Below are 14,450 nucleotides of genomic sequence, written 5' to 3'. Positions count from 1 at the left end.
CACTGAAAGATAGATGGTTTTTATAGTATTTTATAGTGGACTTTCTTTTTGGGACATTTTTTTCTTACTTTTCTTTCCTATTTTTTCCCATTTGCTAGGCTATCATTTTTAAATGGTTAAGATACACGTTCATAGGTTTTTGATAGTTAATAGTAGAATGAAACCTTTGGTAATTATATTTAGTAATATAACTGCTAATTCCCTCTTTTAATGCCTTAATATTTTTAAACTCATTGATAAAGATGTAATTATATTTTAGGGTTCTAAAAAATCTTTCCATTACAATATTATCAATACTTCTACCCCTTCCATTCATAGAGATTTGAATATTATGATTTTTTAATAGATCTGTATGCTTATGACTAGTATACTGACTACCTTGATCACTATTAAAGAACGCTGGTGCAGGATATTTACTTAGTGCCCTTTCTAATGTATCTGTTACAAGTATCGTATCCATAGTATTCGATAACTTATAACTCAATATGGCTTTACTATGCCAATCTATAATAGCCGAAAGATAGATATAACCACTACTGGTTCGAATATAAGTAATATCCCCACTCCAAACTTGATTCGATTTAGGTACATGCACACGTTTTGTTTTACCAAAATTGATCCAATATTTATCCAGCAAGTAACTATATACCTTATGCTGCGCATCTTTACAAGAAATAGAGGGCTTCTTACGTGGATAAATAGCCGATATACCAAGTACACCCATATACTTAAGCACACGATCTCTACCTACATTAAACCCATCTTCTTGTAGTTGATTATATATATTATGAAGTTGATAATCAACTTATAAAAGTATTTAATATTAGCGTTAACAGTAAAAAACCAATTCATTTTCAATAAATCTTTGGCTCAACTTGATCAATCCTTGGATCACTGTGTTTTAGAAGCCACTGGCAATTATGGCGTTTTATTAGTAGAGCTGCTTATACCCTACTGTCTGTTAAGTATGTATTTAACATAATATTAATTATATAACATTTGGGGTTTTTAGAATAGATACATGGAATATAAAAAGTACTCATTATTAATCGGTTTATAAATTTTATAAAGACGATTAAACAGCAATACCTATTTAACAATAAAAGTTATTTGGAAACATTATCCGTTCGAAGGGCATAAAAAAAGCCCCCCGAAGAAGGCTAAAAAATTTACTTTTTTGAGGCTCGACACCTGAAAAATAGAAACTAGGCCTCTTCGAATCAAATCCTAAAATCAATCAAGCATGAATGCTACATACTTAACTAAAGAAATGATTCTTAATAGAGCTAATGAAGTGACACTAATGCGCCATCTTGTTCCTACTTTCGATCCCAATATACGAAAAAATCATAAATCTTTGCCCCTTGTCCGGTTAATACTTTTAACCCCACCCCTTTGTCATGTAGTTCTTGTACTAGATTGACGAGGTGTTTTAGGTTTCGGCCTAGTCGATCTAGTTTCCATACGACTAACGTATCTCCTTCTCTAAGCGTTTTGAGGCAATTGGTTAAGTCTTGTCGATCATCTATGCTGCCAGAAGCTTCATCTTTGTAGATATGGTTTTCCGATATTCCTGCTTCTTTTAAAGCATCTACTTGCAAGTCTAGCGTTTGGCTACCATCTGACTTAGATATACGTGCGTACCCTATAAGCATATTATGTAATTATGTTTCACAAACGATCGTTTATGAAACATACGAATATTAACCAATAATACCGCATTATAAAAGCTATTTTTGTTACTTATTCAGTAACATAATCTATGTCGCAAATAGGTATATGAAAATTTGATTTAGAAACTAATTTAGTGGGCTGTTAGTATGCAAAATACTTATATGTTGTATGGCTATAGTAATTACTTGCAGATTTTGTAATTTTTTTGTAGAATTATGTAATAAGTTTTGTAAGCTGCTATAGTAATAAAAACTAGCTTTAATTTGAACATAAACATAAATCAAAATGAACGCGAATAACTTTAAAGTTCTATTATGCTGTTATACAATAGGAATAGCTGGATGTAACAAAATAGGGAATCCAAGCTATATGGATAGTGGTGGTGATGGAACATCCGAAAAGAGACAAGATGTTAAGGCTTCTTCATCTGCTGTACAAAGTGGTTCTATAGACTGTGACAGGTTACTTCAGCATTCTCTCAATGTCATAAAACGTAGAGCTGATACTTCAGAGCGAGTTGCTATTAGTCAACAGAAAGCTGCTGATCGTGCAATTCAGGATGCTGCTAATGCTAGACGTACAGCAGATATGGCCCGTAAAACTGCCGATGACAGAGAAAAGGCTAGATTAGAATTAGGAGGAGGTGATGCCTTATGTAACGATAAGCTACTTCAGCATTCTCTCAATGTCATAAAACGTAGAGCTGATACTTCAGAGCGAGTTGCTATTAGTCAACAGAAAGCTGCTGATCGTGCAATTCAGGATGCTGCTAATGCTAGACGTACAGCAGATATGGCCCGTAAAACTGCTGATGACAGAGAAAAGGCTAGATTGGAATTAGGAGGAGGTGATACTTTACCTGCGGTAGGTATGATGTCTAAAACAGACGATGATAGAGAAAAAGAATCTAGGCTCAAATTAGGAGCAGGTGGAGATGTATTATAAGCACCAATTTAATTATTCATATTTAATCACTAATTACAATGTCACATAGAATTAACATGCAGAGGTTAACATTACTATTATCAAAGTCTTTGTTTTACATTTTTATACCAGTATCGTTAATGGCAATGCATGCAGATGATCCACCAGGACCTGATCCATATAATCCAAGATATAATATCCTTACACAAGATTACAATGCTGCTAATTTAGGGACTGATCAAATTTTAAATGATTATAATGATGGATTATTAGCAGCCATTAATTCTATCGCTAATGGTGCTGAAAGAGCACATAATTGGGCTGATCATCATCACGGACTTGCTCAAATTGATCTTGATAAGGCGCTCCTTATATTTGATAGAGTGAATGGTCTTGCTGGTGCTATTGATAGGTTTGCTATTGCTGCTAAGGCCCGTATACGAGCTGGGCAGGCTCAACCTAATGATCAGAATATTTTAGATGCTTCGAATCAAGCAAGGAATATTAGACAACAGGCTGAAGCTGCTGTCGATCGAGCTCAAGCTGCTGCTGGTCAAGCTGAAAATGCTATGCAAGCTGCTAATAATAGCCACCAACATATTCTTCAAATAATAAACGGCATGAATGAACCAATTCTTAATATTGATTATAATATGAATGATGTTCAAGGTTATTATGCTCAAAATAATGGTATTAGAGGTGCTCTAGCTGATTTTAATCAGGCTAATAGATCTGCTTGTACGGCTAGAGATTCTGCTATACAAGTCCATAATGGAGTTAATAATCTTGATCAGCTTATGCTGAATATTGTTCAACAATGTAATAATATCGGTATCCGTGCACTACCTTAATCATTTTATTTGATCTCTGAGATGTCTGATCAAATTAATCCATTGGCTATCAAGTCAATGTATCTATATTTCTTTTGGTAGCCAAGGGGCTAATTTGATATATTTTTTTTTGTCTGCTTATATGCATAGATTACAATCTAATCAGATAAATCAATTACTATAATATTCAATAAATAAAAAATCAGAGTTCTATTCCGACATATTTATCGATATACGCTATTTCCTTTTTTCTTGATTTTTGATATTCATCAATCGAACAGTTGGATCGGATATCCCTAGCAATAGACTTTTGCAGTTGTAAAAGGAAATTCATAGCCTGACCAGTTAAGTTCTGTTGCAGTTGTTCATTCCAGTCTTTTCCTGAAGTTACAGACATTTTAGTAGGTTGTATACCCTCTTGTTTAGAAATATTTTCTATTAGTTTTTGCATACGTTGACCTGCTTGATCTATATCAAAAGCCAATACTACTTCTTGGCTATGCTGTTTAGCTTCTTTCAATAGGTTGTTGATTTCTTTAATGATACTATTAGACATAGTACCACAAGTAGCGATATACATCGTACTATCTTTCTCTGCATAAAGCTGTTTATGACTTAGGGCATCTATAGGACTCTCTGTGAACACAATCTTTTTCACAGGAAAATTGGGATGCTTTAATACAGCTAACCCTCTAGAAAGCCCTTTTTGAAAGTATTTTCTACTTTCTATTTTTCCAGTATTGTCTGTAAAAAACTGGTAGGAAATAGTGCTACACATCGTTCCATTTCCTTGATTGTTTAATCCTTGATAGAGACCAAATACCGCTTTTCTACCTACTTGCAAAGAAATACCGATATAAGGACCATAGGTTGATGGTGCAATACCACGGCTGGTTAAATAATTATCTTCTTTTTTATAGACAATACTACAAAAGTAGGCTTTGGCTAGTTTTTCTTGTACCGATAAATTTTTCAAATCATTTTCCAGTGAACTTTGATTTTTGATCACAGTATCATCCAAATGGATACTATTCAATCCACGAATCTCCTTATAACTAAAACCACGTTTTAGCATAAAATCTATTATAGTGCCTTTATCTTTATCATCTACTAGAGAGGTATAGGTCCAGTAGCCATTGTTATTGAGACCATTCCTAATCAATATTTTGTCTCCATCTTTATCCATTACTGCCCATAATCTTGAGCTTTTAGCTTTATTAAGCTGGTAGCCCATAGAAGCAGCATGTTGTATTAAGTTAACCTCTCGTTTGACACGATCTAAATCTGATCGTATGTTTTCTTTGATGATATTGCTATAGGTTTTTTCTGTTTCTAATGCTTTTAGTTTCTGTTTTTCAGCTTCATAAGCATACGCACAAAGTTGATTAGCAATATTTTGGTGTACTTGTTTAAAGTTTAGTAGATTAGGCCTGGGTATATCTGATGTAACAGAGAGCATTATTTCCTGTTTCTTTTTAAGCGTTTCTTTTCTAAATTGCCCGATCGGTATATGGCTACGCTCTGTTAGATGTTTAGCTATTCCTCTATTTAATCCAAACCTATTCATCGCGTTTGCATACCTATCTTGATACGCCATCAGCATATGAGACCCGCTCATAAAGCTTTTGGCGCTTAATCTACCGTCTTTACAGATCGGGACTACTACGCAGTGTATATGAGGTGTTTTTTCATCCCTATGTAGCGTAAAGCGAATGATATTTTCTGAGCCAAATTCCCGACAAGCAAACCCGTAATTTGCTCTTTTCCAATCATTAAACAATTTTTCATCTTGCTCAATTGCTTTCATCCGTTCATGGCTTCCGGTCAGTATAATACCTAAAGCTTTAACGGCATCTTTTCTAATTTCCTTATTCCCTCTATATCCTGATTGTATTCTGCTATGAATGTCTTTTGTTAAGCTTTCATTTTTTAAAGGCGATAATTCTTCATTTAGATGCGTGCGTGTATGATCAATATGGGGGCCTAATAATTCACGCATTGCTGGGTCTATATCGCTTTTAAAGTGTGCTACATTTTGAGTCAAATTTTTTCTGTCTAGATGTGTGCCTATTCTGCCTGTTTCTTTGTATTTAGTGATGTGTAGTACGGCATATTGTATGGGTTGTATCGTATATTGCTGCATATAAATCATGGGAAATTTCTTTCCCTTTTGCTTGATTATAGACTAACGAAATTGAAGATATAGAGCGTTCGTGTGGATACACTTTACGTAGTAAAGTATAGTGTGCTATACTTTTGAAAAAGTAGCCTACATTTATATGTAAACTGTATGGGAAAAAGTAGTTGTTTTTTGTGCAGTAGTCTTATGTTCTTTGAATAAGATTCAATAAGAAATTTATTGTTTTATATGGTCTTCATGGATTTCATATGCCCAGTTATCTATCATCCTGGTTTCCTCATTGAAGTTAATGCCTAGTAGTATAATGGCTTTTTGTCTAAGTAAATAAGGTTTATAATAACTGTTTGATTTGATTTGTTGTAAGGCCATTTTTCCACTGGATTTATATTTGATTTCTATAATGTAAATGGCTGTTTCTAGTTCTAAAACGATATCTGATCTGCCTTGACTAGAAACTGATTCACTATGCATATGCATTTTTCTCCCACCTAAAAATCCTAAGCCCTGCAGCAGCATATGTAAATTGCTGTGGTATTGTTTTTCCTGGCCACTATCGATATAGTAAGGAAGCGTAGCAAAGGCTGTATTAATGTATTCTATAAAGGTTTCAATTTTTTTGTCAGCTAGTGCCTTTCTAATTTTATCTCGTTCTTGTAAAAAATAATCTTTTACACTCTTTTCCAAACTGGATTGTATGCTTTTCTGAAAAGAGACCTCTATTTCTTTGTTAGGGAATTTTAGGATGTATAGCCCAGTAAAATCATCATAATTATGAATGGTTAAATACCCCGTTTGAAACATTAGAGACTTTAAACTAATCTCATTTCTACTTTCTGTATACATGAGATCATCTCTGGTAGCTTCTATTTGAAGATTATCTACCTGAATATCAAACCTGTCAGGATCTGCTAACATCTGGTTAACCAGTAGGCTTGGGCTTCCTGATTCATACCAATAGTTTGCTAGTTTACCAGTGTCTAAAAATCTTAGCGTAGACCAGGGATTATATACACTTAAACCATCTTCATAAAACTTATATCCATTATAATAGGTTGCAATCTGTCCCATTACCTCTGATTGAGTTATTTTTTTATTTTCTTTTGTACTCCATTTTTTAGCAATATCTTCTAAGTTTGTTGAGAATATCGTTATAACTTCTTGCTGGGTATAACCAAACATCGCATCTGCAGATGCATCAATGGTGATATCTTTTAAATGATTGGCTCCTGAAAATACATCGGATAAACTGAATTTGCTTACGCCAGTGACAAAGGTAAACTTAAAACGTTTATTAAGTGATTTTAAAGTCATAAAAAAATCTTTCATGACTTTGATATTGGCCTTTTCTAAATCGGATCCTTTCTTCAAATTGACCATTGGAGCGTCATACTCATCTATAAGCACCACGATGCTGGATTCATAACCATTACTGAGTTTTGAAAGTACTTCTACTAAATCTTTTAGTCCACTTTGTATATCTTGCGTTTGAATAGCCACACCATATGAACGAGCTACTCTAGTTAACTCATCTTTTAAGCTGTTTTCTAAACAGTTCGGATTGTGATTTATGCTTGAAAAATCTATTTTGATTATAGGATATTTCTTCCACTCATATCCATTTTCTGGCCTACCTATATGATAATCTTTAAACACTTCATTCTCTCCGCTACATATGTTAGCGAGTGTATCAATAAACAACGATTTCCCAAATCTACGAGGCCGAGCTATAAATACAGGATTTTCTTTTTCTATTAGCTCTTGTGCATATCGGGTTTTATCTACATAGTAGCCTGTTCGGATAACCCTTTCAACATCTGAATAGCCAATAGGGAGTGCATCTATCTTACGCATCATTTTATCTATTTTGATTTCTTTTTCTCTCTCTTTCATCAATTTCGTATGTTACCATACTTTTCCAAGCAAGCCGATCTTGCTCAGCTGCGATAACTTGCTGGTCAATTTTAGTTAAAGTAGAAGCCTTCTCTCGTAATTTTACAGCTTTTTCTTTAAGTTTTGTTGAGGAAATGATATTTTTTTGCAGCAAATTATAAGCTGCTAGCCGTTCATTGACTTTAAGACCCGCTGCATCATCATCTAATAAATACTGAATTTCTTTATTATTGGCTAGTAATTCATCGGCTTCCCTTTGGTAAGCGTCTGCTAGGAGTAACTGTTTGGTATGGGCATATTCCCCCACCGTACGATCATATTGAATCGATTTTTCGATCTCTTCATTAAGTTTTTTCAAATCGGTATATTTTCCATTTGTTACTTTGATGCCTACTAATTTACCTGTATTCTTTAGAAATCTATTCACTGAATGAATGGTTTGTTTTTCTCTTGCACAGCTATATTTCATGTTCTTTTTAAGTTTATGGGTATATTTTGTTTCCGGTATATACCGAGCAGGGTTTAAACTAATGCCCAATAGATCTTCTGTTTGGCCTAAGATCATTTTTTTAAAGCTCATATTTTTGAGTTTTTTACCTAAGTTAACCGCATCTCTTACCGCTTTACCAGCCTTTTCTATGGCTCTTTTGGTTTCCATAGCTGTTCGGGCTGTATCTCTGATTTTATCAAAGGTGCTTTGTTCTGTTTTTGCAATCGTTTTTAGAAGGTCTACTTGTTTATCTTGCTTGCCAAATAGTTTTTTGACTGTACTACCAAATGGTATATAATCTAACGTACTGCTGACCACATCTTTAAGGGTTTCTTTGGCTTTATCCCATTTATCTCCTGCATAAGCTACAGTAGCTGTTGATAGAAACACTACCCATAAATATCTTTTCATTTATTTTTTAATTGTTTTACTGCACAAACATATACCTCTCTACCTTTATGCAGTTTAAAGGACTTGGTTTTGGTTACATCTTTAATGAATTGGGTAGCCATTTTACTGACTTCACTGGCTAAGCCCGAATCGGCTTGATCGATGATCATATCTAATACTTTATGGCTGTTGGTTTCAATAATAGGATTTACACCTTCGCAGAAGAGGCCAGGTAGGAAATCAGTATCGTAACAAACTAAAGAGACTGGGAAGGTCCTATCTAGATATTGGGCTACATGAATGGCCACTAAAATCCTATTTTTAGCAAATTTAGCTTTTCCGTATAAAACCGTACCCGCTGGTAACATCGTTTCGTCAATGATACCGTTTTCTTCTAGTTTAAGGATTACAGCACTTTCATCTGTTACTTTTTGATTTTCTTCTAAGTGGGCACGGTAGAAGGTATTCAAAATTTCTTCTTTTGGGTTGTCTTGATAGGAAATAAAACCCTGGCTTGGTGCTGCTTTAATATTAGTTTTTTTAGGTAATTTCGCAACCATAGTTTTTTCTTTTTTAGGTTTTTTAGGTTTTTCTAAAGGTTTTAGGTTAAAGAGGCCAGCTAGTGAAGAGATCCCCTTTCTAGAAGTTTTCTTTAGGAGCGATTCTTTTTTACCAGATAGCTCTTCATCATATGCATCCAGTAATGTTTTGGTATCATTTTTTTTAACTTCCTGAAAGTCTGACACGCTCATATTTACAGGGTTAAAATTTTCTATTTTGCGTTTGCCCACAAAGATCTTTCCAAAGGTTACAATAGCACCAATGACAACCAGTAATAGATATTTACCCTTTACCATAGTAGGGTGCTTCTAAAAGTAGACGCGCAGGTATAGATAAGTTCACCAAACGACTACCAGACTGTTCCACAAAGTGGACTAATAGGTTACCATTAGTAGATGTAGTATAGCGTGGTAAAACATAGACAAACATTTTACTGCTATAAGCCGGTATGACTCGATCTTCTAAGCCATATATAGGAAAAACAAGTTTTCTACTTTTTTTACTATTGTAGTGCTGGAAATTGGTTTCAAAGAGTTCAAAGGTTAAACCTGTTTTGTTCTCTAAATATACTTTTAGGTAGGTATGTTCCTCATCATGAAATAAATTGGTAAGGATAAGGTCATAATACCTGGTATGCTTGCCTATATTAAAATAGGTTTGATCCATTGATTGAATCTGTTTTATTTTTTGTAATACCTGATGGTCTAATGTAGGATGGGGGCTAGCCTCTTCTTCCTCTTTACTTGTAAAATCATAGACTTCTTGCGGTTTATGGGTAGATCGCAATAGGCCATTAAAGACCTTATTCCCCTTTTTAAAGGTGACCACTATAGAAGTAGCAGCCGTACCTGGTTTGGTAGCCCGCAACAAGACCATGTTTTGGTTGACATTAGCGATATAATCTTTATTAGGCATAATGACCTCTTTAATAGCCTCATCAAACAATAGCATCGAGGAAAATCGATGCGCAACTTGTATCTCCTCTAAAGGAGTATAACTGGTTATTTTTGCTTGAGCGTTCAAACAAAAAAGACAACCTATTAGTAGGTTACGTATTATTTTGCACATATTCACGCTTATTTTTAGGGTCAACGAAAGTAAATTCAGTAATGAGCAATCCATATGGATTTTCTTTACTTCTGTGGATTGTTTTCAATTTAAAATAGACCCCTCCGGGTAATTTTTTATGATCTAATCCGCTAAGCTTTTTGCCTTCTAATCCCAAGAACTGCAAAGTAGTCGTGTAAAAGGCTACTACTTCGTATGGATAATCCATCAGGTTGGTTTCTATCTGTTCAACGGACAAAGTGGATATACCGTTATAGCTTTTATATACCTGAAAGACCTCCTCTTCATTGTATTTGCTTTTTAGAAACAGACCACTTTTTTTATCCATAACCTGTAGACAGGCTAGTAAGTTAGCTTGATAGGTATATTCATTATGCTCAAAAGCATTTTTAAGAAACTGAATCGTAAAATTTTCTATTTCAAAGGGTTCCCTTCGAATCAATTGTTTTCTTTTTTGGCTACAATAGCTACCTTCTGGCGTTACAAAGTAGGTTAAGTCACTGTTTATAGCACTTATCCATTTGGCAGCAAAGAAACAAGTTAAGCCCGTTAAAATAACAACAACCCCTATGCATAAATATTGTATACGCTGTATCAGCCTACTGAGCTTATAACTATTGAATGCATCTACGTTAACCATTTAATCTCTTTTTTTTAAGTTTATAGATTTGTTTACCAGTTGCTACGATTTGATGTATGGCAAAACTGGTTACAGTGGTAAAAATCGTGCCACCCATCATCTCTCCTATATACAATCCTGTAATGGTACCCACAATTAAATACATGGCTACTAATGCTACCGCCCCTATTAAGTTTAACATATCGCACCCCGCTACCGTTTTGATATTTAACTGAATAATGCTTAGGTCTATTAGTGCCATCGTGACCCCCCACATAAAAAAAGAGAGATGCAAGCTAAACCAATTAGCGGCTATTTTTTGATACCTACCTGGCAGGGCACTCATGGCAATGGCTAGTGGCCCTATTTGGGTAGAAAAAACGAGTAAATAACCCCTTATGGCGTGCATTACCCCTCTGGAAAACATTTGTAAAAATCCCAATACAACATTCTTGATTTTATTGAGTATCGATTGAATGATATAGTTACCTGATCCCCAAAACCCATCTGCTTGATTGTTCTCTAGGTTTTCTTTTTGTGCTTCTAGATATGTTTTCATGGCCTGATTCAAGCCCAATTGATCAATTAGTGCGCTAGTTATCCTATCTAATAACTCATTGATCTCTTCGAAGTGGCAGAGCAATAGCGTCAATACCATCCCTTTAGCAATATTTTCTATAATGGCCGCTTTACTACTGATTTCATTTAATCCCTCTTTGATGTATCGCACGCAAAAATCAATGCTTACAAAGGTAGGCAGTAAGAACAACGCAATTTCTGTTGTGGTCTTGGTAACTTGCCGCATAACACTCCAAACCTCACTGGAAACATAGTGCACAGATAGATATTCCATCGCTACTTAGCTTGTAGTTTTCGTTGCCCATCTACCCATTCGGCAATACCCAATTGGGCATCTCCTTTCTCTTGAATGAGTCTGGTAATAGCGTTTCTTTCATCTGGCCTAGAGGTGAGTAATGCATGTTCCCAAAGAGATGTTTGGAGCAGCCATATATTAGAATCTCCCATTTCTTTTATAAAGACCTCTCTATAACCATCTGAACCATTTTTTCGTCTTAAGCTTTCATATTTTTCCATTTCAAAGGGGGTCATTCCGATAAAGTCCCCAATATCTTCCCTGCTGGATTTTTTTTCATTGTAAAGCAATATAAAAGTGGAGGCATTGTTTTTCATGGCACCAGCTATTTTAGAGGCTTTAATTTCATCTATGTTTTGGGTAATGATCCGAATGGAAGTTTTGGTTTTTCTGCCTTTTCTAAAAAAGGCTTCAATGTTTTCTTCGGCATAATCATCCAACATGGTCCATCCTTCTTCAATATCAATAAATTTAGTCACGTCAGGATATTGGGCGACGATTTCAAAGGCAAACTCAAATAGCACTTGTACGACTAGAGGATAGAGTTTAGGATTATTTTTGATCGCTTCTAGCTCAAAACAAATCAGTTTGTGATCTTCTAAATAGACCTGCTCGTAGGAATTAAAATGCTTTTTATAGATCCCATGTGCAAAAGGATGCAGTACAATGAAAAACTCATGAAATAGAAACAATCCCTCATCGGTTAATTTTTTAACCTGTTGGTCTTTCTGATCTACTAGTTTTTTGAGATAATCATAAAACCCAGTTAGACTCGGTACAGATTCCTTATGCAAAGTGGCATAATATTCGGGAATCCATCCAGCTAGTAGCGCTTTGTCTACTTCACTCATAGGGTTTGTATTTAAATCTCCCTTCCAGATTTTTCCAATCAGTTGTACCAGAAAAGTTATCTTGTTGATATCTGGTTTAAATAGGCCATTTGATTCAGGTTTGATCAGAAATGGATTTAAATGGAGCGGTGTTGCTGCATTGTATTCTATATACTTCCCGCCTAATATTTGAAAAAGCCTTCTGTAGGTACCTCCACTATCTATCACAATGACTATATGACCTGATTGAAATCGATCTTTGATCATTTTGCCATTAAAAAAAGATTTACCAGACCCAGAAGGGCCAAAGACAAAAGCGTTTTGGTTGTCTAAGTTGAGATTAAATGGATCATAATAGATGGGCGTTTGTTGTCTACTGGCTAGTAGTATACCATTATCCGCACCCTTTCTAGGGGTAATCTTATTGAAATAACTTAGTGCAGTTTTAAGTGCCATCGGTTGCCCTCTATAAAGCTGATGGCCATTACCAGGTATCGCTGAAAAATATAGATTAGTCGTATCATAGTCCTCTACAAAAGGGGCCATATCTAGCTTTTTAAATACTTTTTTAACCTTTTCGATGTTGTCAGCGAGCTGTTTGGGATCTACTTCATAAAGGATAACCAGATAGTTAAGGGTTACGATGATTTCTTCTTGCGCTCTAATGGCTGCTTCAAAGGCAATCAGTTCTTCCATATCTTGGTTTACATTACGAATCTCTCGGTTGTTGCGCTTAGTCGCTTGGCTCCATTCTAATGCTTTGGAACGGCTTTGTAAAAAGTCTTCTGTATTTTGAATGGCAATCGCTTGTACAACAATATGGGGGCAGTTCATATAGTGGCTTAACCCCCAAGTAAAAGGTACGGTTACCCCTCCCCCATTGCCTAACCCATTTTTACTGGTGTAGTCAGGTTTATTCGATTGGCTTTGCATTGATACAATCGCTACTTGCTTATTGCCAATTTTAAAAAATCCTTTTTGATTGGTCAGGCCATGCTCTAAACCATCTATGGTGCCACTAAAGTCTAAGTTTAAATAGGCATAGAGCAAGCTAAGATTGTTTGACGCAGTCAACTGTCTATACTGGCAACCATCTGGAAAGGCCGATTCTAACTCTAGGCTGCATTTTTTTACTTGATCTATTGTTTTTTTTAGTTCTGACAGTGGGTGTTTAAAGTAACCCTTTCCACAAGAAAAAGTAGTGGTATGCGGCTCTATGCTATGGGTAGTAGGCCTACATATGACGAATAGATAGGTTACATGGGTTAAGAAAATATGTCCATTACAATGTTCTAGTTGCTTTTGATGAAAAAAGTTGTAGCCATTTTGGATCTTTGTATGAAATGTTTTATTGGAATAGCTATCTAATTGTTGTATAACGGTTCCAATAGGAAATCTTCGAATGGTTTGTGCTAGGCTATCTATACAATTTTTATAAACCTCCTCTCCTACCCCTTCATCCGGAAATAGATTCAATTGATAGCCTATGGCCACTGCTCCATCTTCCAAAATGATGCACCCATCTTGAAACTCAACAATGGGTATATAGTTTTCTATATATTTTTCTTGTAACACAGCTTGCTGTTTTTTGCGTTTATATACTTAGGTTGCTTGAAATGAAAAGCCATCCAAGAAAACAAGTAGGTAGGGTTTTTATTTTTTCTCATATATCTGAGTAGTATCAATAGCAGAAAAAATAAAGCAGGACAAGTTAGCATCCATAGCTTACTGATCTTAAAGATTTTATTTAAAACCATTAGCCCAAAGAGAGTAATCATGCTAAAGAGTACCAGTAGCAATGCTTCATGGGTGTAAAGAGGGCCTATCATCCCTCTTTTTTCTATGCTTTTATTAACGATCATCATTGATTACCAAACATATCCATAATCTCTGAAATGATAGAAGAGCAGACAAAGAAAAAGAAAATGCCTACTATCCACCAAATCGCATAACTCATCGCTTCCTTTTTATCCCTGCTATTGATGAATTTAGCTGCTACCATCAAGCCTGTAACGGTGGCCGCAATAATAAATATGGTATTGGTTATACTACTAGCCCAGTCTTTTAATTCTTCTAAGTTGTCGTGTAATGCCATAGATGATTAATGTTTTAGAGTTGATCATATGTAAGTGATGCTTACATCTTTTTTAGTCCTTTTCA

12 protein-coding genes and 1 pseudogene are annotated in these 14,450 nt (G+C 35.2%); 2 read left to right on the top strand and 11 right to left on the bottom strand.

All coding sequences use genetic code 11. The annotated features are described in order from the left end of the window. Positions 1 to 94: 94 nt before the first annotated feature. Together CE557_RS01110 and CE557_RS01105 are read right to left on the bottom strand one after the other, a co-directional pair. A pseudogene (locus tag CE557_RS01110) lies at positions 95 to 799 on the bottom strand (IS3 family transposase); the annotation flags it as partial. Positions 800 to 1,319: 520 nt separating this feature from the next. After that, positions 1,320 to 1,655 carry a recombinase family protein gene (locus tag CE557_RS01105; protein ID WP_114909788.1) on the bottom strand — a complete coding sequence of 112 codons (336 nt, stop codon included), beginning with the start codon at positions 1,653 to 1,655 and terminating at the stop codon, positions 1,320 to 1,322. A 304-nt stretch (positions 1,656 to 1,959) separates the two neighbouring features. Between CE557_RS01105 and CE557_RS01100 the strand changes: the two genes are divergently transcribed. Then, complete coding sequence (locus tag CE557_RS01100) at positions 1,960 to 2,619, top strand: hypothetical protein (RefSeq protein WP_162789919.1); 660 nt, start codon at positions 1,960 to 1,962, stop codon at positions 2,617 to 2,619. A gap of 119 nt (positions 2,620 to 2,738) precedes the next feature. Continuing rightward, complete coding sequence (locus CE557_RS01095) at positions 2,739 to 3,449, top strand: hypothetical protein (RefSeq protein WP_114909786.1); 711 nt, start codon at positions 2,739 to 2,741, stop codon at positions 3,447 to 3,449. A 181-nt stretch (positions 3,450 to 3,630) separates the two neighbouring features. On the opposite strand, the gene mobV is transcribed toward CE557_RS01095, so the two are convergent. The 9 genes from mobV to CE557_RS01045 all read right to left on the bottom strand — a co-directional run bounded on the left by mobV (position 3,631) and on the right by CE557_RS01045 (position 14,385). Then, complete coding sequence (mobV, locus tag CE557_RS01090) at positions 3,631 to 5,571, bottom strand: MobV family relaxase (protein ID WP_162789918.1); 1,941 nt, start codon at positions 5,569 to 5,571, stop codon at positions 3,631 to 3,633. Positions 5,572 to 5,784: 213 nt separating this feature from the next. After that, positions 5,785 to 7,458 (bottom strand): AAA family ATPase, encoded by a 1,674-nt coding sequence (locus tag CE557_RS01085; protein WP_114909784.1) that lies wholly within the window; start codon positions 7,456 to 7,458, stop codon positions 5,785 to 5,787. Continuing rightward, a complete protein-coding gene (locus tag CE557_RS01080; RefSeq protein ID WP_114909783.1) occupies positions 7,424 to 8,359 on the bottom strand; it encodes a hypothetical protein in 936 nt (311 codons plus the stop codon). The genes CE557_RS01085 and CE557_RS01080 overlap by 35 nt, the downstream gene beginning before the upstream one ends. Continuing rightward, a complete protein-coding gene (gene traM, locus CE557_RS01075; protein WP_114909782.1) occupies positions 8,356 to 9,195 on the bottom strand; it encodes a conjugative transposon protein TraM in 840 nt (279 codons plus the stop codon). The genes CE557_RS01080 and traM overlap by 4 nt, the downstream gene beginning before the upstream one ends. Continuing rightward, positions 9,182 to 9,967, bottom strand: coding sequence for a DUF4138 domain-containing protein (locus CE557_RS01070; RefSeq protein WP_162789917.1), 786 nt, complete (start codon positions 9,965 to 9,967; stop codon positions 9,182 to 9,184). Before CE557_RS01070 ends, traM begins: the two co-directional genes overlap by 14 nt. Then, entirely contained in the window at positions 9,948 to 10,607 is a 660-nt protein-coding gene (locus tag CE557_RS01065) for a hypothetical protein (RefSeq protein WP_114909780.1), read from the bottom strand. The genes CE557_RS01070 and CE557_RS01065 overlap by 20 nt, the downstream gene beginning before the upstream one ends. Continuing rightward, complete coding sequence (locus tag CE557_RS01060; RefSeq protein WP_114909779.1) at positions 10,600 to 11,439, bottom strand: hypothetical protein; 840 nt, start codon at positions 11,437 to 11,439, stop codon at positions 10,600 to 10,602. The genes CE557_RS01065 and CE557_RS01060 overlap by 8 nt, the downstream gene beginning before the upstream one ends. Before the next feature lie 2 nt (positions 11,440 to 11,441). Further along, complete coding sequence (locus CE557_RS01055) at positions 11,442 to 13,865, bottom strand: VirB4 family type IV secretion system protein (protein WP_114909778.1); 2,424 nt, start codon at positions 13,863 to 13,865, stop codon at positions 11,442 to 11,444. Between the two features lie 286 nt (positions 13,866 to 14,151). Then, on the bottom strand, positions 14,152 to 14,385 hold the full coding sequence (locus tag CE557_RS01045) for a hypothetical protein (protein WP_114909776.1): 234 nt from the start codon (positions 14,383 to 14,385) through the stop codon (positions 14,152 to 14,154). Positions 14,386 to 14,450: the final 65 nt, after the last annotated feature.

This window comes from Cardinium endosymbiont of Sogatella furcifera (assembly GCF_003351905.1).
Classification (GTDB): domain Bacteria; phylum Bacteroidota; class Bacteroidia; order Cytophagales; family Amoebophilaceae; genus Cardinium.
This window is presented reverse-complemented; position numbering and strand designations above follow the sequence as displayed.